23 protein-coding genes are annotated in these 22,125 nt (G+C 72.8%); 8 read left to right on the plus strand and 15 right to left on the minus strand.

Annotated elements, in window-relative coordinates; genetic code table 11:
- Positions 1-182 precede the first annotated feature (182 nt).
- From VMV22_14200 to VMV22_14235, 8 genes are all read right to left on the minus strand, one after another.
- Positions 183-437 carry a hypothetical protein gene (locus tag VMV22_14200; GenBank protein ID HUY23483.1) on the minus strand — a complete coding sequence of 85 codons (255 nt, stop codon included), beginning with the start codon at positions 435-437 and terminating at the stop codon, positions 183-185.
- Between the two features lie 162 nt (positions 438-599).
- On the minus strand, positions 600-2,189 hold the full coding sequence (locus VMV22_14205) for an AAA family ATPase (GenBank protein HUY23484.1): 1,590 nt from the start codon (positions 2,187-2,189) through the stop codon (positions 600-602).
- Positions 2,186-2,926, minus strand: a complete 741-nt coding sequence (locus VMV22_14210) for a universal stress protein (GenBank protein HUY23485.1) — start codon at positions 2,924-2,926, stop codon at positions 2,186-2,188. Before VMV22_14210 ends, VMV22_14205 begins: the two co-directional genes overlap by 4 nt.
- A gap of 8 nt (positions 2,927-2,934) precedes the next feature.
- On the minus strand, positions 2,935-5,214 hold the full coding sequence (locus VMV22_14215; GenBank protein HUY23486.1) for a glycosyl hydrolase family 65 protein: 2,280 nt from the start codon (positions 5,212-5,214) through the stop codon (positions 2,935-2,937).
- Complete coding sequence (locus tag VMV22_14220; GenBank protein HUY23487.1) at positions 5,211-5,792, minus strand: pyridoxamine 5'-phosphate oxidase family protein; 582 nt, start codon at positions 5,790-5,792, stop codon at positions 5,211-5,213. Before VMV22_14220 ends, VMV22_14215 begins: the two co-directional genes overlap by 4 nt.
- Positions 5,793-5,914: 122 nt before the next feature.
- Complete coding sequence (locus tag VMV22_14225; protein ID HUY23488.1) at positions 5,915-6,112, minus strand: hypothetical protein; 198 nt, start codon at positions 6,110-6,112, stop codon at positions 5,915-5,917.
- Positions 6,113-6,125: 13 nt separating this feature from the next.
- Positions 6,126-6,902 (minus strand): beta-phosphoglucomutase family hydrolase, encoded by a 777-nt coding sequence (locus tag VMV22_14230; protein HUY23489.1) that lies wholly within the window; start codon positions 6,900-6,902, stop codon positions 6,126-6,128.
- A 46-nt stretch (positions 6,903-6,948) separates the two neighbouring features.
- Positions 6,949-7,359 (minus strand): Hsp20/alpha crystallin family protein, encoded by a 411-nt coding sequence (locus VMV22_14235; protein HUY23490.1) that lies wholly within the window; start codon positions 7,357-7,359, stop codon positions 6,949-6,951.
- 385 nt (positions 7,360-7,744) lie between these two features.
- Between VMV22_14235 and VMV22_14240 the strand changes: the two genes are divergently transcribed.
- From VMV22_14240 to ppsA, 6 genes are all read left to right on the plus strand, one after another.
- Positions 7,745-8,137, plus strand: coding sequence for a carboxymuconolactone decarboxylase family protein (locus VMV22_14240; protein HUY23491.1), 393 nt, complete (start codon positions 7,745-7,747; stop codon positions 8,135-8,137).
- A 2-nt stretch (positions 8,138-8,139) separates the two neighbouring features.
- Complete coding sequence (locus VMV22_14245; GenBank protein ID HUY23492.1) at positions 8,140-9,387, plus strand: FAD/NAD(P)-binding oxidoreductase; 1,248 nt, start codon at positions 8,140-8,142, stop codon at positions 9,385-9,387.
- Between the two features lie 35 nt (positions 9,388-9,422).
- The gene (locus tag VMV22_14250; GenBank protein ID HUY23493.1) at positions 9,423-9,758 is read left to right on the plus strand and encodes a TusE/DsrC/DsvC family sulfur relay protein; all 336 of its coding nucleotides are present in this window, start codon (positions 9,423-9,425) and stop codon (positions 9,756-9,758) included.
- Positions 9,759-9,831: 73 nt separating this feature from the next.
- Complete coding sequence (locus tag VMV22_14255) at positions 9,832-10,299, plus strand: DsrE/DsrF/DrsH-like family protein (GenBank protein ID HUY23494.1); 468 nt, start codon at positions 9,832-9,834, stop codon at positions 10,297-10,299.
- A 167-nt stretch (positions 10,300-10,466) separates the two neighbouring features.
- On the plus strand, positions 10,467-10,727 hold the full coding sequence (locus tag VMV22_14260) for a DUF1918 domain-containing protein (GenBank protein HUY23495.1): 261 nt from the start codon (positions 10,467-10,469) through the stop codon (positions 10,725-10,727).
- 24 nt (positions 10,728-10,751) lie between these two features.
- Positions 10,752-13,214, plus strand: a complete 2,463-nt coding sequence (gene ppsA, locus VMV22_14265) for a phosphoenolpyruvate synthase (GenBank protein HUY23496.1) — start codon at positions 10,752-10,754, stop codon at positions 13,212-13,214.
- Between the two features lie 12 nt (positions 13,215-13,226).
- On the opposite strand, the gene VMV22_14270 is transcribed toward ppsA, so the two are convergent.
- The 6 genes from VMV22_14270 to VMV22_14295 form a co-directional block, all read right to left on the minus strand.
- Positions 13,227-14,852, minus strand: coding sequence for an NAD(P)-binding protein (locus tag VMV22_14270; protein HUY23497.1), 1,626 nt, complete (start codon positions 14,850-14,852; stop codon positions 13,227-13,229).
- Positions 14,853-14,854: 2 nt separating this feature from the next.
- A complete protein-coding gene (locus VMV22_14275) occupies positions 14,855-16,003 on the minus strand; it encodes a thiamine pyrophosphate-dependent enzyme (GenBank protein HUY23498.1) in 1,149 nt (382 codons plus the stop codon).
- A gap of 10 nt (positions 16,004-16,013) precedes the next feature.
- Complete coding sequence (locus VMV22_14280) at positions 16,014-17,237, minus strand: transketolase C-terminal domain-containing protein (GenBank protein HUY23499.1); 1,224 nt, start codon at positions 17,235-17,237, stop codon at positions 16,014-16,016.
- A gap of 13 nt (positions 17,238-17,250) precedes the next feature.
- Complete coding sequence (locus VMV22_14285; protein HUY23500.1) at positions 17,251-17,841, minus strand: 2-oxoacid:acceptor oxidoreductase family protein; 591 nt, start codon at positions 17,839-17,841, stop codon at positions 17,251-17,253.
- 26 nt (positions 17,842-17,867) lie between these two features.
- Complete coding sequence (gap, locus tag VMV22_14290; protein ID HUY23501.1) at positions 17,868-18,881, minus strand: type I glyceraldehyde-3-phosphate dehydrogenase; 1,014 nt, start codon at positions 18,879-18,881, stop codon at positions 17,868-17,870.
- Positions 18,882-19,098: 217 nt separating this feature from the next.
- The gene (locus tag VMV22_14295; GenBank protein HUY23502.1) at positions 19,099-20,682 is read right to left on the minus strand and encodes an alpha/beta hydrolase; all 1,584 of its coding nucleotides are present in this window, start codon (positions 20,680-20,682) and stop codon (positions 19,099-19,101) included.
- Positions 20,683-20,759: 77 nt separating this feature from the next.
- Between VMV22_14295 and VMV22_14300 the strand changes: the two genes are divergently transcribed.
- A complete protein-coding gene (locus VMV22_14300) occupies positions 20,760-21,620 on the plus strand; it encodes a DNA-formamidopyrimidine glycosylase family protein (GenBank protein ID HUY23503.1) in 861 nt (286 codons plus the stop codon).
- 77 nt (positions 21,621-21,697) lie between these two features.
- On the plus strand, positions 21,698-21,940 hold the full coding sequence (locus tag VMV22_14305; protein HUY23504.1) for a DUF2630 family protein: 243 nt from the start codon (positions 21,698-21,700) through the stop codon (positions 21,938-21,940).
- A gap of 3 nt (positions 21,941-21,943) precedes the next feature.
- Here VMV22_14305 and VMV22_14310 read toward each other — a convergent pair whose 3' ends face one another.
- A complete protein-coding gene (locus VMV22_14310) occupies positions 21,944-22,123 on the minus strand; it encodes a hypothetical protein (protein ID HUY23505.1) in 180 nt (59 codons plus the stop codon).
- Positions 22,124-22,125 lie beyond the last annotated feature (2 nt).

Raw genomic sequence — 22,125 nt, forward strand, 5'->3', positions numbered from 1 at the left:
TCCGGGGTGGCGGTGAAGGGGCGCCCGGCCCCTCACCGGTGTCGCCGGGTTGGGGCCGCGGCGACCGTCGACCTTGGACGGCGGCCAGCCGTCCAGCGCCACCGGGAGCACCGGTGTGACCGATGTGCCGGTGACAGACCATTCGAGAAGCAGCGTGCCCGCGGGAGCGACGGTGACGGGCATCACGGCCGACCACCGAAAGACGGGTGGCACGACACCGACAGTGCGCCGTAGCCGCGCCGGGCACGCCCACACCCCTGCACGCGGACGATCGGGGTGGGAACGGTGACGTTCGCCATGCCGCGGTGCGCACCTTGGGTGTGTGCGCCCGTACGGAGGGGGACCAATCGCGACCCGGACGGGCTCACCGCGTCGGCGATGCAGGCGAACAGCACCGCCAGGTCGACCCCGACCAGCACCGCCACGACCTCGAGCATCTCGCCCTCCTGCTTCTTCCTCCTTGCAGTGTCGTCAGGCCGGGCACGGTGCCCAAGGGTCCAAGGTCATGGCGCAGGCCGCCGACCGGCCGGTTCGCCCTGGCGCCCACCCGACCAGCCGTTTCCGTCGGCGCCCAGCCGGGCGGCCGGGGCCCCGAGCGGCTACCTGGGCCCCCGGGCACCCTCCGGGGCACCCTCCGGGGCACCCTCCGGGGCACCCTCCGGGGCACCCGCCGGGGCACCCTCCGGGGCACCCGGTGTCCGCCGGCCGTCGACCCCCGACCCGGGGGGCGCGGGCGCCGGCCGACCGAAGGCGGCGAGGGCCGCCTCGATCGAGTCATGCACCGGCACGTGCGCGGTGTCCACCGGCACGGCGACGGGCCAGGGTCGGGCCCGGGCAACCAGGGCGCGCCCCACCTCCTCGTCGGCGCCCGAGACGTCGGCGCCCGAGTCCCGGCGGGCCCGGAGCCGGGGCACGGTCACGTCGAGCCCGGCAGTGCACTGCACGACGACGAGCGCACTGGTCGTGTCGTCGGCCAGGCGCTCGGCGGCGTCGTGCCAGCGCCGGTCCGTGAAGGTGGCGTCGAGCACGACGGACTGGCCCAGGCCGAGCGCGGCGCGGGCGCGCCCGAGGAGGGTCAGGTAGGTGCGCTCGGTCGTCTCGGGCGAGTACCCCTCGCCGCCGAACGGGGCGAGGGGCGCCGTCGCCGCGCCCGGGTCGACGAGCTCGCGCCGTACCTCGTCGGAGCGGAGCACGGGCCAGCCCAGGCGCTCGCCCACGGCCGCGGCGACGGTGGACTTCCCGGTGCCGGGCGCGCCGCACACCACCCCCAGCACGACGCGGCCCTCCTCGAGATGGTGGAGCGCCAGGTCGAGCAGGGCAGGAGCGCCGGAGGCCGCGCCGTCTGCCTGGGAGGCACGGATGCACGCCACCTCGGCGCGCACCAGGGCGCGCTGGGCGCAATAGTGGTGGACGAGCGACGGCGGGAAGAGGTCCCCGGCCATTTCCTCGTAGAGGCGCAGGAACGTCGCCGCCGCGGCCGGCGCCCCGAGGCGCTCGAGGTCCATGGCCAAGAAGGCGACGTCGGCGATGACGTCGACGTGGCGAAGCCTCGGGTCGAACTCCACACAGTCGAGGACGCGCGGCCCGTCGTCGAGAAGGAACACGTCGGTGGCGAGCAGGTCGCCGTGGCCGTCGCACACCCGGCCGGCGGTGACGCGCTGGTCGAACAGCGCCCGGCGCCCCGCCAGAAAGCCCAGGGCGAGGTCCTCCACGCGCGCCACCGTCGTCGGCGCCAGCTCGGGCCCCGCGTACGCCGTCAGGCTGTCCAGGCATCCCCGCCACGTCTCGGCGACGGCGTCGGCGCCGCCACCGGCGTCGATCGCCGGCGAACGGGCCGCCTTTGCGTGGAAGTCGGCGAGCACCGATGCCAGCCGTGCCAGCTGGACGTCGAGGTCCGGGGCGTGTGCCTGTGCCTGCGCGGCCAGGCTGCGGTCCGCGGGCAGGCGGCGCATCACGACGGCATGGTCGAGCGTGCGGTCGCCGAGGACGACGTCTGCGACGCCCAGGTACACGTCGGGGCTCAGGCGCCGGTTGGCTTCGACCTCGGCCTCGCAGGCGGCGCGACGGGCCTCGGCGGTGCCGAAGTCCAGAAACGGGAATCGGACCGGCTTCTTGTACTTGAGGACGACGTCGTCGAGGAACACCAGGACCGAGACGTGCGTCTCGACGACGGTCGGGCCCGGTCTCACGGATCCGTGGAGCGACGCACCATGGCGACGTCGGGTCTCCACGCCAGCGCCTCCAGGCACACGAGTGGGACGAGCAGGTGGGGGATGTCGATGCCCTGCACGAGCACGGACCGCAACAGGGACGAGCGGCCCGGCGTCACGGCGTGCCGCCAGAGCATGACCACCAGGTCGGCGCTGGCGGCGTAGGCGCGCAGCTCGTGCGCGGGCTCGCCCGTCACCACCCGGAGAGCCTCAGGGGTGGCGCCGTGGCGCCGACGGAGCTCGTCGAACCACACCGACGCGTGATGCCCCGACCCCTCCCACATCCTCGGACGGTTGTCCTCGGTCAGCACGTGGAGAACCGTCGACTGGACGCCGGCCTCGACCAGGCGTCGACGCAGGGTCCGGGCACCGGCGGCGACCTCGTCACTGCCGTCCGACGCGATGAGCACCCGTCGGATGCCCGACGCCGGACGAGCGCGCTGCCCGGCCCCGGCTCCTTCCTCGGCGGGGATGGCTCCCCGTGGCCGGCGGCGGGCCGGCCTGGAGGGCAGCACCAGGACCGGCCCCGCCACCAGCGCGGCGCGCGCCAGGAGCTGATCGGCGGCCCGTCCGGGGGCGATCCCGTCCGGGAGGACGTCCACGACGGGCTCGAGGTCGAACACGCGCCCCAGGTCGCCCGCGAGGAGGGCCCAGTCGGCACCGTCGTCGGCGGCGTCAGCCGCGACGGCCCGGACCGGTGGCTGTGCGGATTGCACGCTCGGCCTCATGCGACGACCTCCTCGTCCTCGGCACCCGGGCCCGGTATTCCCGACAGGCCCGGTCCGCCCGACAGGCCCGGTCCGCCCGACGGGCCCGACATGGCCCCGGCCTGCTCCACCCACCCGCCGGGTGGCTGCACCACCACGGGCGGGCCCGCCCCCAGTCTGATCCGCACCGGTGCCGAGCACCGGACGTGCACCCGTTCGTTGCGACAGCGGAGCCGCACCACGTGGCCGTGCCAGCGCAGCCGCAGGCGCAGCTCCTCCCACCGGGCCGGGATGTGGGGATCGAGGACGAGGGCGTCGTCGTCGGGCCCCGTGACCCGTACGCCCGCGAACCCCATCACCAACGCCTGCCACAGGCCGCCCAGGGTGGCGAGGTGCAGGCCACCCGCCGTCGTGCCGGTCACGTCGTCGAGGTCGATGCGCTGCGCGATGTCGAGGAAGGCGAGCGCCTCGTCCAGCCGCCCGAGACGAGCCAGCAGCGCGGCGTGGATGGCAGGCGACAGGGAGCTCCCGTGGGCCGTGCGGGGGAGGTAGTAGTCCATGTCGCGCGCCAGGACCCCGGGCGGCCCGACCGGGGGGATGACATGGTGGAGCATCAGCACGTCGGCCTGCTTGATGATCTGCGAGCGCGACACGCGATCGTGGCCGAGCACGAGGTCGGCGGCCACGGGAACCGGCCCGACGTCCTCGACCCGGAGCGGCTCCAGGAGATCGAAGCCCACGAACTGGACGTGGTGACCCGCCTCGGGGTCGTACCCGTCGACGAGTGCGGCCGACACCTCGCGCCAGCGGACGGCCTCGTCGCGCTCGCCGGCCGAGCCGCTTCGCTCGACGAGCTCGGCTGCCCGCTCGAGGTTCCACGCCGCCATCTGGTTGGTGAAGGCGTTGTCGTCGACGTCCTCGTGGTACTCGTCGGGGCCGATCACCCCGTCGATGTGCCCACGTCCGGCAGCGTCGACACGGACCCGGCTCGCCCAGTACCGGGCCGTCTCGGTCAGCAGGCGCCGACCGCTCCCCTCGAGCAAGCGCCAGCTCCCCGACCACGTGGCCAGGTGCCACGCGGCCCACGCCACGTCGGCCGTGATGTGCTCTTCGAGCCGGCCGGTGCGGATGGCGACGAGATCGCCCCGATCGTCGATGCCGCTCGTCGGCGTGACGTCGCTGCCATCGTGGCCCGACTCCCAGGGAAAGCGTGCCCCCGCCCGGCCGAGGGCCGCCGCGGCGTCGACGGCCGCCGGCAGGCGGCGGATGCGGTACTCGAGCATGGCGCGTGCCGCCGACGGGTGCGTGGCCGCCAGCATGGGCAGGACGAACATGTCCGCGTCCCAGAAGACATGCCCGGCGTACGCCGCGCCCGTCAGCCCCCGGGCGCCGATGCCCGCCTCGCCGCGGTCAGGCACCGAGCTGATCGTATGGAAGACGGCCAGCCGGACGGCCTGGGTGAGCTCCTCGTCCCCGACGACCTCGATGTCCGCTTCCGCCCACCGCTCGGCCCAGGCGGCCTGTTGTTCGGCGAGGAGGGCCACCGCTCCGGCTTCGCAGGCCGCGGCGTGGGCGGCGGCTGCGGCGGTGCGGTTCGGCATCCGCCGCCGTCCCGACACGAACGAGGAGATGCGGACCAGGTGTGTCTCGCGGTCGCGGTCGACCCGCTCGGGGGTGTCGTCGCGCATCGTCTCCACGATCCCGATGACGCCACCCCCGGTGGTGGCCCGGAAGTCGAATTGCTCGCTGCCTTCGCGCACGTCCAGGACGTCGGACGTCCCCAACGCCACGAGGACGGTGGTCCCCGGACGGCCCAGGCAGGCCCACCGCGCCGTGCGCAGGATCGAGCCGTCCTCGGCCTCGACGTCGCGCCACAGGATGCCGGAACGCAGATCGAGGATGCGCTCCCCCACGAGGGGCCCGATGTGCTCGGCCAGGGTCGCCCAGCTCCGCACGACCAGTAGCGACTCCGCGCCGTCGTTGCGCTCGTACACACCCGACACGAACACACCCGGGCGCGCTCCCGGGCCGTCCTCCTCGAGGCTGCCGCGGGTGCCGGTGACACCGTCGGCCAGGCTCAGCAGGCTCTCGTAGACACGCAGCATCCCGCTCGGGCCGTCCGGCACGACCAGGTACCACGGTGAGGCTGCCGGGTCGACGTCGCCGCCCGGTCGCTCGGCGAGCACCCGGTGTGCCGCCTGGGCGACGGGCCCGAGGGTGGCGGTGACGCCCTGGGGGTCAGGCAGGCGCCGCGGGGAGGGCGACCGGGGGGCGGCGCCGCGAGCGCCCGGGCTCACGGGATCGGGGTGCGGGCGATGCTCCCCGGCACGCGCCTGACGCCCGTCCACGTCGTCGTCGGGGGGGACGCCGTCCGCACCTCGGCCGCACCCGGGTCGGTGCGCGTGAGCACACCGTCGGGATCGGTGGCATCCGGGGCCCCGCCGGCGGCCTCGGCCGGGATGGCGTGCAGCATGAAGCGCCGGCCGGTGACCACGTCGAGCCTGATCGCCAGGACCACGTCCCCCGGGCTCGGGACGAGCGGCAACGCCGCCACGTCCGCCGCAGCCGGGTCCGCCTCGTCGACGGCCACGGCCAGCCCCCGGACGAGAACGCTCCAGGCCGCTCCCCCGTTGCGGTCGAGGTGGTCCACCTCGAACGCCACGAGCCCGCCGGTCGCCGCCGTGGCCATGGCACCGCGCCCCAGGCGCAAGAGGATGCGACGATCGCGGTACGCGAAGTTCACCGGCTGGACCAACGGCGCCTGCTCACGCGACACCGCCAGGCGACCGACCGCACCCTGCTTCGCCGCCATCGCCAGGAGTCGCAGGCACTCCGGCAGGGGAATGATCTCGGATCCACGCTGGTCCACCCACATACGAACAAGGTTGCCAGGATCAGGTGCCGCCCCCTAGGGCCGTTCGTCCCAGGACCGGGCGCGGGGGTCCAATTCCGGCGACGAGCCGGGTCGGACGGGCCCCGAAACAGGCCCGGAAGCCGTCAGGCGCCCCGGCGCCGCCACGGCGGGTTGTGCAGTGGCTCCACCTCGGGGCGACGCGGATGCTCGGCGTGCTCGGCCGGGAGCACGGAGCCGGCACCCTCGAGGACCTCCCGGCACCGCCGGCACAGGCCCCGGTGGACGTGCTCGTTGGCACCACAACTGCGGCAGACCTTCTGCGTCACGGCCTTCTTCGTCATGGCCCCTCCCCTCTCACTTGTGTGCCGGGCCGGTGGCGGTGGCACCGGCCCGTCGGGCGTCGACTCGCCCCACACGCCCGAGGAGCTCGGCGAGGTCCGCGACGACGATGTCCGCCCCGGCCGCCACCAGCTGGGCCGGGCTCACGCTCCGGGCGACGCCGACCACGAGCCCGAACTCCCCCGCCTGCCCCGCCTGCACCCCGGCCAGCGCGTCCTCCACAACGGCGGCACGGGCCGCGGGCACGCCGAGGGCACCGGCGGCCCACAGGAACGTGTCCGGCGCCGGCTTCCCCGCCAGATGGTGCCCGGCGGCCACCCGGCCGTCCACCACGACGTCGAAGAGGCCCGTGATCCCCGCCGACCGGAGGACCGCCATGCAGTTCTCGCTGGCGGAGACGACCGCCGTCGGCACGCCCGTGCGCCGCACCGCCTCGACGAAGGTGACCGACCCCGGGAACGCCGCCACCGCGCCCGCACCCAGCCGGTGGAGGACGAACTCGTTCTTGCGGTTGCCGACTCCGCACACGGTCTCGCTGGCCGGCGGGTCGGACGGCGAGCCCTCGGGCAACTCGATACCACGGGATGCGAGGAAATCGCGCACACCGTCATAGCGTGGCTTCCCGTCGACGAAGCGCTGGTAGTCACCGACGAGGTCGAAGGGCTCGACCGCGACGGCGAGCCCCGCGCCACGGCGGGCCAACACCTCGTCGAAGGTCTCCTTCCACGCCGCGGCATGCACGCGGGCAGTGTCGGTCAGCACGCCGTCGAGGTCGAACAACCACGCGTCCACAGCACCGCCGATGCCGGCGGCGGCCGAACCTGCTCGCCGGCCGCGTTCAGCGCCTGACAACGGGGACCCGGGTCGACGCCGTCTTGGCCTCTTCGCCCACGGGGACGCGGATCTCGAGGATCCCGTCGCCATAGGTCGCCTTGACGTCGTCCTCCTTGGTCCCCGCGGGGAGCGACATCGTGCGGACGAACGACCCGTACCGGAACTCCGACCGGTAGCCGTCCCTGGCCTTGTGCTCGGACTTCTCCTCGCGCCGGGCACGGATGTGCAGCATCCCGTCGGAGATCGTGATCTCCACGTCCTTGTCGGGATCGATGCCGGGCAGCTCCGTCCGGACGACGAGGGCGTCACCGTCGACGAACTCCTCGACCCGCAACCACGAGCCGTCGGCTTCGGGGTCGAAGAACCGCCGCCAGAGCTCCGGGAGCTCCAAGTGCTCACGCTTCACGAGTGCCATGCCACACCTCCTCGAGCATCACCGCCCACCCGCGTGCCACATTCCCGTGACATTGCCGCCATTCCAATTGGACTGCGCCGGCCACCCCGCCCGTTAGGGCCGAACGTCCCGATCGGGCAGTCCTCCTGCGCCGCTCGTCCACAGCCGCCTGTGGGAACTGGGGATGGATGTGACCTTGGTCCCGATCCGTACGAGGGGGCCCGAAGACGGAACACCGTCCCCACGGGCAGGGTTGTACCGGGTGGAGGACCCGCCTCCTGGCGGCCGAGCCGAGCGGGTGTGACGCCGGTGTGCGCCCGCCCTCCGGCGACGGTGGGGCGGGCGGCATCGCGTTTGCGGACCTTCGACTCTGGGCGTCGGGGCCGCCGATCAGCACGATCGGGGCATGGAGAACAACGTCAAGGTCATAGCTGATCTGCGCGAGCCGACACGGTCGTTGCGCCAGGCGGCGCCGGAGGCGTGGGCGGGCTTCGGTGCCCTGCACGACGCTGCGGTCGCCGAGGGGGTGCTGCCGGGCAAGGTGAAGGAACTGATGGCCCTGGTCATCGCCGTGGTCAAGCAATGCGACGGCTGCATCGCCTACCACGCCAAGGCGGCCGCCCGGCTGGGTGCGACCGAGCAGGAGGTCGCCGAGACCCTGTCGGTGGCGCTGATGATGGACGGAGGGACCGCCACCGTGTACGGGCCCCGCGCCTGGGCCGCGTATCGCGAGTTCGCCGACATCGCTCCCCTCGGTGTTGCCCAGCCCGTGATAGCGGGCGACACCGCCACGGGGTGACGGTGGCGCAACGCATCGTGATCCTCGGAGGGGGCACCGGGGGCACCCTGGTCGGCAACCGCCTGCGCCGGGCCCTCGACGAGGACGCCGCCGAGATCGTCGTCGTGGACCAGGACGACGATCACGTATACCAGCCCGGCCTGCTGTTCGTGCCCTTCGGCCTCGCCCACCTGGACGAGATCACCCGGCCCCGCCGGCACCAGCTGCACCGGGGGATCGCCTTTCGTGAGTGCGCCGTCGACCACGTGGACATCGACGCCGATCGGGTGCATCTCAGCGACGGCACCACGCTCGACTACGACGTCCTCGTCGTGGCCACCGGGTCGACCCTGGTGCCGGAGGAGACCGAGGGACTGCTGGGGCCGGGCTGGATGGAGAAGGTCTTCACCTTCTACACGCCGCAGGGAGCCTCCGCCCTCCACGAGGCGCTCGAGTGGTTCGAGGGCGGGCGTCTCGTGGTCGGCGTGGTGGACCTGCCCATCAAATGCCCGGTCGCACCGTTGGAGTTCTGCTTCCTCGCCGACTGGTACCTGCGCGAGCGCGGCATCCGCGACCAGGTCGACCTGCGGTACGTCACGCCGCTCGACAGCGCGTTCACCACGCCCGAGGCCGCCCGCACGCTCGGCGGGATCCTCGAGGAGAAGGGCGTGGCGTTGGTCACGGAATTCAACATCGGCGAGGTCGACGGCTCCGGCGGCCGTCTCGTCGGGTACGACGGCCGCGAGGTCCCTTTCGACCTGGCCGTGCTCGTCCCCCTCCACGGCGGCGCCCCCTACGTGGGCCGCTCGCCCGGCCTGGGGGACGCGCTGGGGTTCGTGCGCACCGAGCCGCACACGCTGCAGTCGCTGGCCAAGCCCAACGTGTTCGCCCTGGGCGACGCCGCCGACCTGCCGGCATCGAAGGCGGGCTCGGTCACCCACTTCGAGGGCGAGACCCTCGTCTCCAACGTCTGCCGCTTCCTGGCGGGCGAACCGCTCCAGGCTTCGTACGACGGCCACACCAACTGCTTCATCGAGACGGGTTTCGGCAAGGCGCTCCTGATCGACTTCAACTACGACACCGAGCCCCTGTCGGGGCACTACCCGGGGGATGTCGGCCTCCCCCTCCTGAAGGAGTCACGGCTCAACCACCTGGGCAAGCTCATGTTCCAGTGGTTCTACTGGCACGGCCTGCTCCCGGGCCGGGACGTCCCGGGGATCGGCTCGGCCATGCCGAGCGCCGGGAAGCACGCCGCACCGGTGGCGCGGTGAGCACCGCCCACGGCGCGCGCGAGAAGGGAGTCGACATGCCAACCACGACAGCCGCCTCGGAGGCCACCTACGCGGGGCGGCCCGTGACGGTCAACGACGAAGGGTTCTTCGAGGACCCCTCCCAGTGGACCGAGGAGATGGCGCCCGAGATCGCACGGGCCGAGGGCATCCCCGAGCTCACGGACCGGCACTGGCAGGTCCTCCGGTTCATGCGCGCCGAGTACGCCGCCACCGGCGCCGGCCCGACCGTGCGCGTGCTGGGCAAGACGTCGGGCGTCTCGGTGAAGGAGCTCTACGAGCTGTTCCCGAAGGGCCCGGCGAAGACCGCCGCCAAGATCGCCGGCATTCCCAAGCCCCGCGGCTGCATCTGACCGATCCGACCACACCGGCGCCGGGCCACCCCGGGCGGCAACCGGCCCCCGGCCAGACGAAAGGACTCCGGCAATGGCAGACACGATCACGAAGGTGTCGATCGTCATCTCCAAGGGTTCGCTCGAGGGCGTCTACCCCGGCCTCATCATGGCCAACGGGGCACGGGCCGAGGGGATCGAGGCCAATCTCTTCTTCACCTTCTTCGGCCTCGACGCCGTGCACAAGAAGCGCTATGAGCACATAAAGGTCGCCACGGTGGGCAACCCGGGGCTGCACCTGGCCACCCTGGCGGGTGGCCTGCCCGGTGTGTCGAGCGTCCTGACGCACTACATGGAGCGCAAGATGGACAAGCTCGACATCCCGCCGATCCCCGAGTTCCTGGCCATGATCGCCGACACCGGGGCGGGCCTGTACGGCTGCAAGGCCTCGTGCGACCTGTTCGAGCTCACCCACGACGACCTCATCGACCAGGTGAAGGACATCATCACGGTGGGCGAGTTCTACGCCATGGCGGCCGGCGGCCAGATCATCTTCACGTAGCCAGTTCATCTTCACGGACGAGATCCGCGGCGGATCCGCCACGGGCACCCGGTCGGGCAGCAGGCAAGTCTGGACCTTGGACCCTGGGCGGCGGGGCCCGCCCGGGCGAACATGGCACCGAGGCATCGAAGCCGCCGGTCACCCCGGCTGAGCAGGAGGTCGAGCTGATGCGGGCAGCAATTGGCGACATGCTCGTCGTGCACGGGCACCGCGCCGGGGAAGCGGATCGTACGGGCGAGATCATCGAGGTCCACGAGGCCGGCGGTGCTCCGCCGTACGTCGTGCGGTGGGACGAGGACGGCCACGTGGGACTGGTGTTCCCCGGCCCCGACGCCACCATCCAGAGGGTTGCCGGGCGGGCCGGGCACGGCTCGCCCCGCCCCCGTGGGCATCGCAAGGGACCTCGGCCGTCCCCTGTCCGGCATTGAGGCGCGGCTCGGGAGGAGCGCACGATGGACATGATCCGCTGGTTCGGCGATGTCGGCCTCGATGACGCGCCGCAGGTCGGCGGCAAGGGAGCGAACCTCGGGGAGCTGACGGCGGCGGGGCTCCCGGTCCCCCCGGGATTCATCGTCACGAGCGACGCCTTCCTCGACGCCATCGATCGCAGCGGGGCGCGTGCGCGGCTCCGGGACGTGATCGCCGGTGCCGTGCCCGACGACCCGGCCAGCCTGGCCGCGGGCGCGCGCCAGGCCCAGGAGCTCGTCACGGCCACCCCGGTCCCGCCCGACCTGGCCGACGCCGTGCGCGATGCATATCGCCGGCTCGGGCCCGGCACCCGCGTGGCGGTGCGCTCGTCGGGGACGAGTGAGGACAGCGCGGGCACGTCGTTCGCCGGTATGAATGCCACGTTCACGAACGTCGCCGGCGACGAGGAGCTGCTCGCCCGCATCGTGGACTGCTGGGCTTCCCTGTACGGCGAGCGGGTGATCTCCTATCGCGCCAGCCAGGAGGTCGGGGAGGAGCCCTCGCTGGCCGTCGTCGTCCAGCAGATGGTGCCGTCGGAGCGCTCCGGTGTGATGTTCACCGTCGACCCGTCACGGGCCCATCCCGACCACCTCGTGGTCGAGGCGGCGTTCGGCCAGGGCGAGGTGGTCGTGAGCGGCCAGGTCGAGCCCGACACCTACGTGGTCGAACGGTCGGGCCCGACGCTGCTGCACGTCCGCATCGGCATCAAGACCACGAAGATCGTCCAGGGCGCCGACGGCCACGACCGGCAGGTCGACCTCGACGCCGGCGAAGGGTCACGTCGCGTCCTCACCGACGAGGAGGTCCTCGGCCTCGCCAGGCTGGGCTTGGCGGTCGAGGCGCACTACGGCACCCCGCAGGACGTCGAGTGGGCCATCGCGGGTGGCAACACCTACCTGGTCCAGTCGCGACCCATCACGACGCTCGCCGATCGGCCCCCTCGCGATGTGCCGTCCCCGACGGGCGCAGCCATGGGATCGCCCGCCCCGGTGGGTACCGCCACGGCGCCGACCGTGACCGTGCTCGTGTCGGGGCTGGCGGCCTCCGCCGGTCGGGCGTCCGGTCACGTCCGGGTGCTGCGCTCCCCCGACGAGGGCGCCGCGCTCCTCGACGGGGAGATCCTCGTCGCCCCCATGACCAGCCCCGACTGGGTGCCCACGATGCGCCGGGCGGCGGCCCTGGTCACCGACGGCGGCGGCATGACCTGCCACGCCGCCATCGTGACGCGCGAGTTGGGCGTGCCGTGCGTGGTGGGGGCGCGCAACGCCACCACCGTGCTGCGCGACGGCGAGATGGTGACCGTCGACGGGGCCAAGGGTGAGGTCTACGAGGGAGCGGTGGAGGCAGAGCCGGATGCGGCCGGCACCGCCGTCCCTGCCACGGCGTCGAGCCTGTCGGCTTCGACGGACGGATCGGCGGCCGGGGCGCCGGTGCTCGCAACCCGCCTCTACGTCAATCTCGCCATCGCCGAGCACGCCGAGGAGGTGGCGGCCATGCCCGTCGACGGCGTCGGGCTGCTGCGCGCCGAGTTCATGGTCGTCGACGCGCTGCACGGCGTGCACCCGCGGCTGCTGCTCGAGCGCGGCGAGGAGAAGGCCTTCGTGGACGCCATGGCGGCGTCGCTGCTTCGGATCACTCGCGCCTTCGCCCCCCGCCCCGTCGTCTACCGGAGCATCGACTTCCGGACCAACGAGTTCCGCAGCCTGGAAGGGGGTGAGCGCTTCGAGCCACACGAGGAGAACCCGATGATCGGCTACCGCGGCTGCTACCGCTACGTGCGCGAGCCCGACCTGTTCCGGCTGGAGCTCGACGTGCTCGCCAAGGTCCTCGAGCAGACGCAGAACCTCCGCCTCATGATCCCCTTCGTGCGCACCCGGTGGGAGCTCGAGGCCTGCCTCCAGATCGTCGACACCAGCCCGGTCGCAGGTGTGCTCCCCGTGTGGGTGATGGCCGAGGTGCCGTCCGTGGCGTTCTTCATCCCGCAGTACGCCGCCATGGGCATCGAGGGAGTCTCCATCGGGAGCAACGACCTGACCCAGCTGGTGCTGGGCGTGGACCGCGACTCGGAGGTGTGCGCCGAGTTGTTCGACGAGGCGGACCCCGCGGTGCTCGACGCCATCGGGCGGATCGTCCGCGGCTGCCGGGACGCCGGGATCACCTCGTCACTGTGCGGGCAGGCACCCTCCAACCGACCGGAGTTCGCCGAGCACCTGGTCCGGTTGGGCATCACCTCCATTTCGGTCAATCCCGACGCCGTGGGAGCGGCGAGACGGTCCATCGCCGCGGCCGAGTGGCGGCTGCTGCTCGAGTCATCCGTCCCCGACCGGACGAGCGCGCACCCCGGCGCGGGGCTCACGCCGCGACCGCACCGGCACGCCCAGACGCCGGCACCGGCACAGACGCAGGCACAGACGCAGGCACAGCCGCCGGTGCACCCCCGGGCGTAGGCGCCTGCCCGGCTAGATCCGCTCGGGCTCCATCACGATGGCCCCACAGGGGCACTCCGCCACGCAGATCCCGCAGCCCTTGCAGTAGTCGTAGTCGAAGGCGTAGCGGTTGCCGACCCCCAGCTTCATCACGGCGTTGTCGGGGCAGACCCCGAAGCAGTTGTCGCATTCGAAGCAGTTCCCGCACGACATGCACCGCCGCGCCTCGAAGAGGGCATTGCCCTCGTCGAGGCCTTCCACCACCTCGTCGAAGGTCGACGTCCGCCTGGCCAGGTCCAGCCGGGGACGGACCGTCTTCGGCGCATCGGCGTAGTACCAGGTGTTGAGCATCCCGGACGTGGCGATCTCGTGGCGCGGAGGCGGCTGGTGGACGGTCCCCCGGAGCCAGGCGTCGATGTGGCGGGCCGCCTGCTTGCCGTGACCGATGGCGACGGTGACGGTACGCTCGGCGGGGACCATGTCCCCTCCGGCGAAGACGCCGGGGTGCCCGGTCATCATGTCCGGCCCCACCTCGACGACACCGTCCTCCACCACGATGTCCGCCGCGCCCCCCACGAGCGAGAGGTCCGATTCCTGGCCCAGGGCGAGCACGAGGCAGTCGGCGTCGAGCTCCTCGAATTCGCCTGTCGGTTGCGGGAAGCCCGTCTCGTCGAGCGCCATTCTCTCCAGCACGAGCGTGCCGCTCTCCACCGCCGTGACGGTCGAGAGCCACTTCATCCGTACGCCCTCCTCGACGGCCTCCTCCACCTCGATGTCGTGGGCCGGCATGCGATCGCGCGTGCGCCGGTAGACCACGACGGCATCGGTGGCGCCGAGGCGCCGGGCTGTGCGGGCCGCGTCCATGGCGGTGTTCCCGCCCCCGTACACCGCCACCCGCCGCCCGAGGAGGGGGGGCGACTCGTCCTCCATGCTCCGCAGCAGCGCCACGGCGTCGACGACCCGGGCAGAGTCTCCGGCCGGGATGTAGGCCCGCTTCCCGATCTCGGCTCCGACGGCCAGGAAGGCGGCGTCGAAGCCGTCCGACGTCATCGTCGCCAGGACGTCGGTCACCGGGCGGTCGACCTCGATGGTGACGCCGAGCTCCACGATCCGGTCGATCTCGGCCTGGAGCACGGCGCGCGGCAGGCGGTAGGTGGGGATGCCGAACCGCATCATGCCGCCGGCCACGGGCCCGGCCTCGTAGATGGTGACGGCGTGCCCGAGGCGTGCGAGGTGGTAAGCGGCCGACAGCCCGGCCGGCCCCGCCCCCACCACGAGCACGCGCTTCCCGCTCGGAGCCGCGTCGGCGCGGAGTTTCCACCCCCGCGCCACGGCCTCGTCCCCGAGGAAGCGCTCCACGGCGTTGATGCCGACGGCCTCGTCGACCTGGGCGCGGTTGCAGGCGGTCTCGCAGGGGTGGTAGCAGACCCGACCCATGACCGCCGGCATGGGGTTGTCCTTCACGATCGCCCGCCACGCCTGCTCGTAGTCGCCGGCCTCGGCGTGGTACAGCCACTGCTGGATGTTCTCCCCCGCGGGGCAGACGTCGTTGCACGGCGGGATGCGGTCGACGTACACGGGGCGCTCCACGCGCCACGACCCCGTCTTGTTGGCGAGGCTCGACCCGATGTCGAGCGTGATGGCGAACGGCTTCTCCATGCTCACCCCTCCCCGGGGCCCGGCTCGCCGGCACTGGGCACAACAGCACCCGGCCCAGCACCCGGCACAACAGCGCCCGGCCCAGCACCCGGCCCAGCACCCGGCCCAGCACCCGGCCCAGCTCCGACCGGGAGCGTTTCATCGGGGTCCGGGTCCTCGTCCTCGTCGAGGAGGCCGAAGCGGCGGATGTTGCGATCGGCCATGGCCTGGATGCGCTCCACGACATCGGGCCGGGGCGTGGGGCCGAAGAGGTGCCGGTACCGTCCCTGGCGCTCCAGGTACTGCTCCACCGGCAGGCGGCGGCGGATCTTCGACACCCCCGTGATCTCGCCGTGCTCGGCCTCGAACACGGGGAAGAGCCCGGTCTCCTTGGCCAGGCGGGCCAGATGGACGGTGTCGTTCGACGCGCTCTGCCAGCCGAGGGGGCACGGCACGAGAACGTGGATGTAGCGCGCCCCGTGCATCGCCATGGCCCGGTGCACCTTGTACTCCAGGTCGCGCAGCTCCGACACGGTGGCGGTGGCCACGTAGGGGATCTCGTGCGCGACGGCGAGGAGCGGGACGTTCTTCCCCTGGCCGAAGACGTTCCCCGGCTCCGGGCCCACCGCCTCGGTGGTGGCCGTGCGCGCCGCGGGGGGCGTGGCGCTCGAGCGCTGCACCCCGGTGTTCATGTACCCCTCGTTGTCGTAGCAGATGAACAGCACGTCGTCGTTGCGCTCGAACATCCCCGACAGGCACCCGAACCCGATGTCGACGGTGCCGCCGTCGCCGGCCTGGGCCACCACGCGGACGTCGCTGCGCCCCTGGGCCTTCAGGGCGGCGGCCACCCCGGTGGCGACGGCCGGGGCGTTGGCGAAGAGCGAGTGCAGCCACGGCACCCGCCAGGACGTCTCGGGGTACGGGGTGGAGAACACCTCGAGACACCCGGTGGCGTTGACGGCGATCATCTTGTTGTTCGAGGCGCGCATGGCGGCGTCGAGCGCGTAGCGCGCCCCGAGCGCCTCGCCGCACCCCTGGCACGCCCGGTGGCCGGAGTTCAACGAGTTCGTTCGTTCCGTGTCGGCCTGCACCGAGCGCTGCTCCAGGGGCAGCAGGCGGTTGCCCACCGCGAAGCTGCCCGTCTGGTAGAACTTGACCGGCTGGAGCGGCATCACACGCTCCTCACGGCACACGCGCCGAGACGATGCCGACGTCGCGCAGCACGTTCTCCGCGGTCGGGCCGGACCGGCGGCGCCGGGCCATGCGCTCGAGCTCGCGCTCGACGAGGCCCCGGTCGAGGTCGAGGAACGTCAGGGCGTCGAGCGCGTCGGCGGCGGCCGTCTCGAACAGCCGGGTGAGCGCTTCCTTGGTGATGGGCCGCCCGCCGAGCCCGGCGATCACCGCATGGGTCCGTACCGGGAGGCCGGCGACGGCCATCGACACGTCGCGGGCGACGATCCCGCCGACCCCGGGGGCGAGCGCCTTCTCGACCACCACCACACGCGTGGCGCTTCCCAGCGCCGAGCGTACCGCCGCGGTCGGGAACGGCCGGAACGACCCGATCCCGACGACGCCGATGCGTGTCCCCCGCTCGCGCAGGTCGTCGACGGCGTCTTTGATGGTGCCGAGCACCGACCCCAGGGCGACCACGACGGTTTCGGCGTCCTCGCTGCGGTAGGTGCTGACCAGCCCGCCCGAGCGGCGTCCGAAGGTCCCGGCGAACTCCGCGGCGATCTCGGGAATGAGGTCGAGGGCCTGGAGCTGCTTCACGTGCGCGAGGTAGCGGACCTCTTCGAACGCCTCGGGACCGACCATCGCCCCGATCGACACGGGCTCGAGCGGGTCCAGGACCTGGCGCGGCTCGTACGGCGGCAGGAACACGTCCACCTGCTGCTGGGTCGGGACCTCCACCGCCTCGAAGGCGTGCGTCAGGATGAAGCCGTCCATGCACACCATGACCGGCATCGACAGCTCCTCGGCCAGGCGGAAGGCCTGCAGGTGCAGGTCGACGGCCTCCTGGTTGGTCTCGGCGAACAGCATGACCCACCCGGCGTCGCGCACGGCCATGGCGTCGCTGTGGTCGTTCCAGATGTTGATAGGCGCCCCGATGGCGCGGTTGGCGAGCGTCATCACGATCGGCAGGCCGAGGCCGGAGGCGTTGTACACGGCCTCGATCATGTACAGCAGGCCCTGGCTGGCCGTGGCCGTGTAGGCCCGGGCGCCCGTGGCCGAGGCGCCGATGCACACCGACATGGCGGCGAACTCCGACTCCACGTTGATGAACTCGCACCGGGTCAGGGCGCCGGACTTCACGAGTGACCCGATTCCCTCGATGATGTGCGTCTGGGGCGAGATCGGATAGGCGCACACCACCTCGGGCCGGCACAGGGCGACCGCCTCCGCCACCGCCCGCGACCCTTCAAGCTGTCGGAGCACCGCTGTGCACCTCCCGCTGTCGCGCCACGAGGCCGTAGGCCTCGGTGGCGGCGGCGGCGTTGCCCTCGGCCACGTCGCCTTTGAACCGCTCGCGGATGGCCATCACCACGGCGTCGAGCGACACCGCGCCCGTCATGGCCGCGAACCCCCCCAGGAGGACGGCATTGGGGACGGCACGTCCGGTGTGGGTGAGCGCCAGCTCCGTGGCCGGCACCGCCATCAGCCGCTGGCTCGAATGCGACCGGAGCATGTCCGCCAGGCCGAGCTCCTCGAAGCCGCGCGACGAGTTGAGCAGGACGTAGCCGTCGGGGGTCACGCCGCTGAACAGGTCCACCTGGTGCAGCAGGGTGGCGTCGAGCACGATGAGCGCGTCGGGGGAGACGATGGGCTCTCGGGTGCGGATACGCCCGCCGTCGATGCGGCAGAACGCCATCACGGGCGCGCCCGTTCGCTCCGAACCGAAGCTCGGGAAGGCCTGGGCGAAATGCCCGTCACCGAAGGCGGCCACCGACAACAACTCGGCGGCGGTCACGACCCCCTGGCCGCCCCGGCCGTGGATCCGCACCTGGAACATGGTTGACACGCGCCGCCCTGCGCCGACTACGGGCGGGGTGCGGCGCCGACGACGGCTGTCAGCTCCGCCAGCCGGTTGGCGTAGCCCCACTCGTTGTCGTACCACCCCACGACCTTGACCAGGCGGCCGTGCGCCATCGTCAGCTCGGCGTCGAACACGCAGGACGCCGGGTCGCCGACGATGTCGCTCGACACCAGGGCCTCCTCCGCGTACTGCAACTTTCCGACGAGCGTGCCCGACGTCGCCCGCTCTCGGTACGCGGCGCGGACGTCGTCGGGGGTCACGGTGGCCCGCAGGTTGGCGACCAGGTCCGTCACCGACCCGTCGGGCACGGGTACCCGCAGCGCGAAGCCGTCGAGACGGCCCTCGAGCGCGGGCAGGACGAGCCCGGTGGCCCGGGCAGCGCCTGTGGTGGTGGGGATGATGTTGATGGCGGCCGCACGTGCCCGGCGAGCGTCCTTGTGCACGCCGTCGACCACGTTCTGGTCGCCGGTATAGGCGTGGACCGTGGTCATGAACCCCTCGTCGATACCGAAGGCGTCGTCGAGGACCTTCGCCAACACCGCCAGGCAATTGGTCGTGCACGAGGCGTTGGACACCACCACGTGGCGCGCCGGGTCGAACTCGTGGTCGTTGACGCCCATGACGAAGGTGCCGTCGGCACCCTTCGACGGGGCGGAGACGACGACACGGGGGGCGCCGGCGTCGAGATGCCCGGCTGCTTTGTCGCGCGCCGTGAACCTCCCCGTCGACTCCACCACCACGTCGACGTCGAGCTCCTTCCACGGCAGCGACTTCACCTCGGGCTCCGCCAGGAGCCGGACCCGGTGGCCGCCGACGACCATGACGCCGTCGTCGAGCGTGACGGGGACCTCGAGCTTGCCGAACACCGAGTCGCGCGCCAGCAGACGGACGAGCGCCTCGGGGGGGCCGAGGTCGTTGACCGCCACCACCTCCAGCCCCAGCTCGGGCCGCCGAGCGGCGCGCAGCAGGGCGCGCCCCGTCCTTCCGAAACCGTTGATCCCGATCCGCACAGCCATCTGCAACTCCTCACACACGGGCCCGCCCACGGGCGGCGACGCCGCCTCTCGCGCCGACATGCCCACCGTCGCGCCCACGCACCCCTGGTGGGCAGGGACGAAGGTCCCGATTCCCCTGCCGGCCGCCCCTACCCAGGCCCGGCCGCCAGTCCGGGCCGTGGTGGATCGGTGCCCGGTGGCAGCGGCAGCGGCAGCGGCAGCGGCAGCGGCCAGGGAATCAGTCCCGACAGGTGGTGCCCGGGGCGGGGACCGCGCCCTGGACCAGGTACGCCTCGTCGGCCGCCCGCACGCAGGCGCTGTAGTAGTAGGCCACGTGGTTCTCGCCCTGCCACGTCAGGAGCACGCCGCGCGAGAGTTCGGCGGCCAGCCGCACGGCCCACTGGTAGGGCGTGGCGGGGTCCTTGGTCGCCCCCACCACCACGATCGGAGGGGATCCGGGCGCGGTGGTGGCCTCGGGGGTGCGCGTCGGCGGTACCGGCCACACCGCGCACCCGGCCATCCCCCAGGCGAGAAGCGGGCCGAACACCGGGGCCTGCGCCGCGGCCTGCGCGGCCAGCGCCGGGAAGGTCGACAGGTCCCGGGTCACCGGGTGGTCAAGGCAGTCGATGGCGGTCTCGGCGTCGACGGCGTTGGTGGACCCGCTGGTGGTGTAGCTGTCGGACAACCCCACCACGGCGGAGCCGTTTCCCGCGGCCGCCTGCGCCAGGGCGTTGCCCAGGGACGGCCAGAACGACTTCGCGTACATCGTGTCGAGGATGGCGTCGTAGAACTCCCCTGGCCCGGCCGCCCGGCCGCCGCCCGCCGGGACGGGTCGGGCACGGCTCTGGTCGATGAGGGCCACGAGCGCCGTCCCCGGGTCGCCCGTCGGCCGCCACGGGCAGCCCGACGACGCGCACCACGAGAAGAAGTCGTCGAGCACCCCTTCGAACCCCGCGGACTGGTCGATGACCATCTGGTCGGTGGACATCGCCGGGTCGATGGCGCCGTCGAGCACCATCGCCCGCACGTGCGTGGGGAACATCTCCGCGTAGGTGGCGCCGAGAAGGGTGCCGTAGGAGTGCCCGAAGTAGGTGAGCTGGGCGTCACCCAACGCCTGGCGGATGCGGTCGAGGTCACGTGCCGTGTCGACGGTGCCCACGAACGGCAGGAGGCCGCCGCTCTGCGCCTCGCACTGGGCGGCGTACTCCCGGTCGTTGGTAATGAGCGCCTGCTGCGCGGCCGCGCTCACCGGCACCGGGTCCATCAGGGGGCCCCGGGTCGCCGTCGAGGACGACGACCCGCTGCCCGTGCCGCAGTGCACGGGGCTGCTGCGCTCGACGCCCCGGGGGTCGAAGGACACGATGTCGAACCGGGCGATCAGGGCCGGGGTGAGCACGCGCAGCTCCGTCGGCAGGTCGTTCACCCCCGACCCGCCCGGCCCGCCCGGGTTGATCACGAGCGAGCCGATCCGGGCGGCCGGGTCGGTGGCGGGATGGCGCGCCAGGGCGATCTGGATCGTCCCGAGCTGCGGCTCGTCGTAGTCGATGGGGACGGTGACGGAGCCGCACTGCAGGGCCCCGCATGCCGACCACTGCACCGGCGTGACCGGCGGGCCGGGCGCCGTGGTGGTGGTCGTCGACGGGGCGGCCGTCGTGGTGGGGGCCGTGGCGCCTGTCGACGCCCCGGCGCGGCGCAGGGTGCCGCGCCCGCCGGGTGGGCTCGAGCACGCGTCGAGCGTCGCCGCCAGCACGGCGGCCACGAGGACCGCCGTCGTGGCGTGGCGCCGGAGGCCGACCTGCCCCTCGACGCCCCGGCTGCGCACGCCGCCACTGTGGCACGGCTGGCGGAAGACGCACGGTCGGGCGGCGCGGTGGGTTCGGTGCATGGGAGGATCGGCACGTGCCCGAGCTTCCCGAGGTCGAGGCCCTCACCCGATTCCTCCACGGCCGCGTCGCCGGCCGGTCGGTGGAGCGCTGCGAGCTCGGTGCCATCGCGGCGCTCAAGACGGTCGACCCACCGCTGTCCGCGCTGGTGGGCCGTCGGGCCGCGTCGTGCACGCGTCGGGGCAAGTACGTCTGCCTCGAACTCGACGGCGTGTGGCTCGTGGTGCACCTGGCCCGGGGGGGTTGGGTGCGGTGGCGCGACAAGCTCCCGCCCGACCGGGTGCGGCCGGGCCGGGGACCGCTGGCGCTGCGGGTCGGCCTCGACGGCGCCTCCGGGTTCGACATCACGGAGATGGGGACCGAGAAGCGTCTGGCCCTGTGGGTCGTGGGCGATCCGGACGAGGTGGACGGCGTCGCCACCCTCGGCGTCGAGCCGCTCGAGCCGGGGTTCGACGCCGACGTGCTCGCCGGGCTCCTGGCCGGCGCCGCCGGCAACGTCAAGACCGTCCTCGCCTCGCAGTCGGTCATCGCCGGCATCGGCAACGCCTACTCCGACGAGATCCTCCACGTGGCCCGGCTCTCCCCGTTCAAGCCGGCACGCAACCTCGAACGCAGCGAGGTCGAGCGCCTGCACGCCGCCGTGGTCGGCGTGCTCGGCGATGCCGTCGCCCGGGCCGTCGGGCAGGAGGCGTCCGAGCTCAAGGGTGACAAAAAGCGGGCCATGCGCGTCCACGGCCGGACGGGTGAGGTCTGCCCCGAGTGCGGCGACGTGGTGCGCGAGGTGTCGTTCGCCACCAAGTCGCTCCAGTACTGCGCGACGTGCCAGACCGGCGGCAAGCCCCTGGCCGACCGCCGGCTGTCGAGGCTATTGCGGTAGGGCCGGGGTGAGCAGGGTAGACGGCGCACCCGCCACCGGTATCGGTCTTCACAGGAAGATGACGAAGGGAGCCCGACATGAACGACGAAGAGATCGTGGCCGAGATCGGCCGCCTGGCCGACGAGGAGCACCGCCTCGAGGAGGCGCACGCCGGCGACGGGCTGACCGACGGAGAGTCGGAGAAGCTGCGGGGCATCGAGATCGCCCTCGACCAGTGCTGGGATTTGCTGCGCCAGCGGCGAGCCCGGCGCCACGCCGGCCAGGACCCCGACCAGGCGACCGCCCGGCCGGCGCCCGTCGTGGAGAATTACCAGCAGTAGGCGTCAGCGCTCGTCGTCGTCGTCGAGCGGCTCGGCGACGGACTGCTCGAGCCAGTCGGCCTCGGGCACGTCCCCGCGCTCGGCCGGCCGGACCACGGCCCGCTCGTCCTCCTCGTCCCCGGTCTCGACGGGCTGGGCCTGCTCGGCGGCGTCTGCGTCGGGAACGGGCTCGCTCGGGTCCATGA

This window comes from Acidimicrobiales bacterium, assembly GCA_035531755.1.
GTDB lineage: Bacteria > Actinomycetota > Acidimicrobiia > Acidimicrobiales > UBA8190 > DATKSK01.

Excerpts from the sequence above, each read along its gene's own strand:
- VMV22_14200 (HUY23483.1), bottom strand. The coding sequence starts at position 437 with ATGCTCGAGGTCGTGGCGGTGCTGGTCGGGGTCGACCTGGCGGTGCTG.
- VMV22_14255 (HUY23494.1), top strand. The coding sequence starts at position 9,832 with ATGGCAGACACGATCACGAAGGTGTCGATCGTCATCTCCAAGGGTTCG.
- VMV22_14250 (HUY23493.1), top strand. The coding sequence starts at position 9,423 with ATGCCAACCACGACAGCCGCCTCGGAGGCCACCTACGCGGGGCGGCCC.
- VMV22_14310 (HUY23505.1), bottom strand. The coding sequence starts at position 22,123 with ATGGACCCGAGCGAGCCCGTTCCCGACGCAGACGCCGCCGAGCAGGCC.
- VMV22_14285 (HUY23500.1), bottom strand. The coding sequence starts at position 17,841 with ATGTTCCAGGTGCGGATCCACGGCCGGGGCGGCCAGGGGGTCGTGACC.
- VMV22_14235 (HUY23490.1), bottom strand. The coding sequence starts at position 7,359 with ATGGCACTCGTGAAGCGTGAGCACTTGGAGCTCCCGGAGCTCTGGCGG.
- VMV22_14305 (HUY23504.1), top strand. The coding sequence starts at position 21,698 with ATGAACGACGAAGAGATCGTGGCCGAGATCGGCCGCCTGGCCGACGAG.
- VMV22_14240 (HUY23491.1), top strand. The coding sequence starts at position 7,745 with ATGGAGAACAACGTCAAGGTCATAGCTGATCTGCGCGAGCCGACACGG.
- VMV22_14225 (HUY23488.1), bottom strand. The coding sequence starts at position 6,112 with ATGACGAAGAAGGCCGTGACGCAGAAGGTCTGCCGCAGTTGTGGTGCC.
- ppsA (HUY23496.1), top strand. The coding sequence starts at position 10,752 with ATGGACATGATCCGCTGGTTCGGCGATGTCGGCCTCGATGACGCGCCG.
- VMV22_14220 (HUY23487.1), bottom strand. The coding sequence starts at position 5,792 with ATGTGGGTGGACCAGCGTGGATCCGAGATCATTCCCCTGCCGGAGTGC.
- VMV22_14275 (HUY23498.1), bottom strand. The coding sequence starts at position 16,003 with ATGCCGCTCCAGCCGGTCAAGTTCTACCAGACGGGCAGCTTCGCGGTG.
- VMV22_14260 (HUY23495.1), top strand. The coding sequence starts at position 10,467 with ATGCGGGCAGCAATTGGCGACATGCTCGTCGTGCACGGGCACCGCGCC.
- gap (HUY23501.1), bottom strand. The coding sequence starts at position 18,881 with ATGGCTGTGCGGATCGGGATCAACGGTTTCGGAAGGACGGGGCGCGCC.
- VMV22_14270 (HUY23497.1), bottom strand. The coding sequence starts at position 14,852 with ATGGAGAAGCCGTTCGCCATCACGCTCGACATCGGGTCGAGCCTCGCC.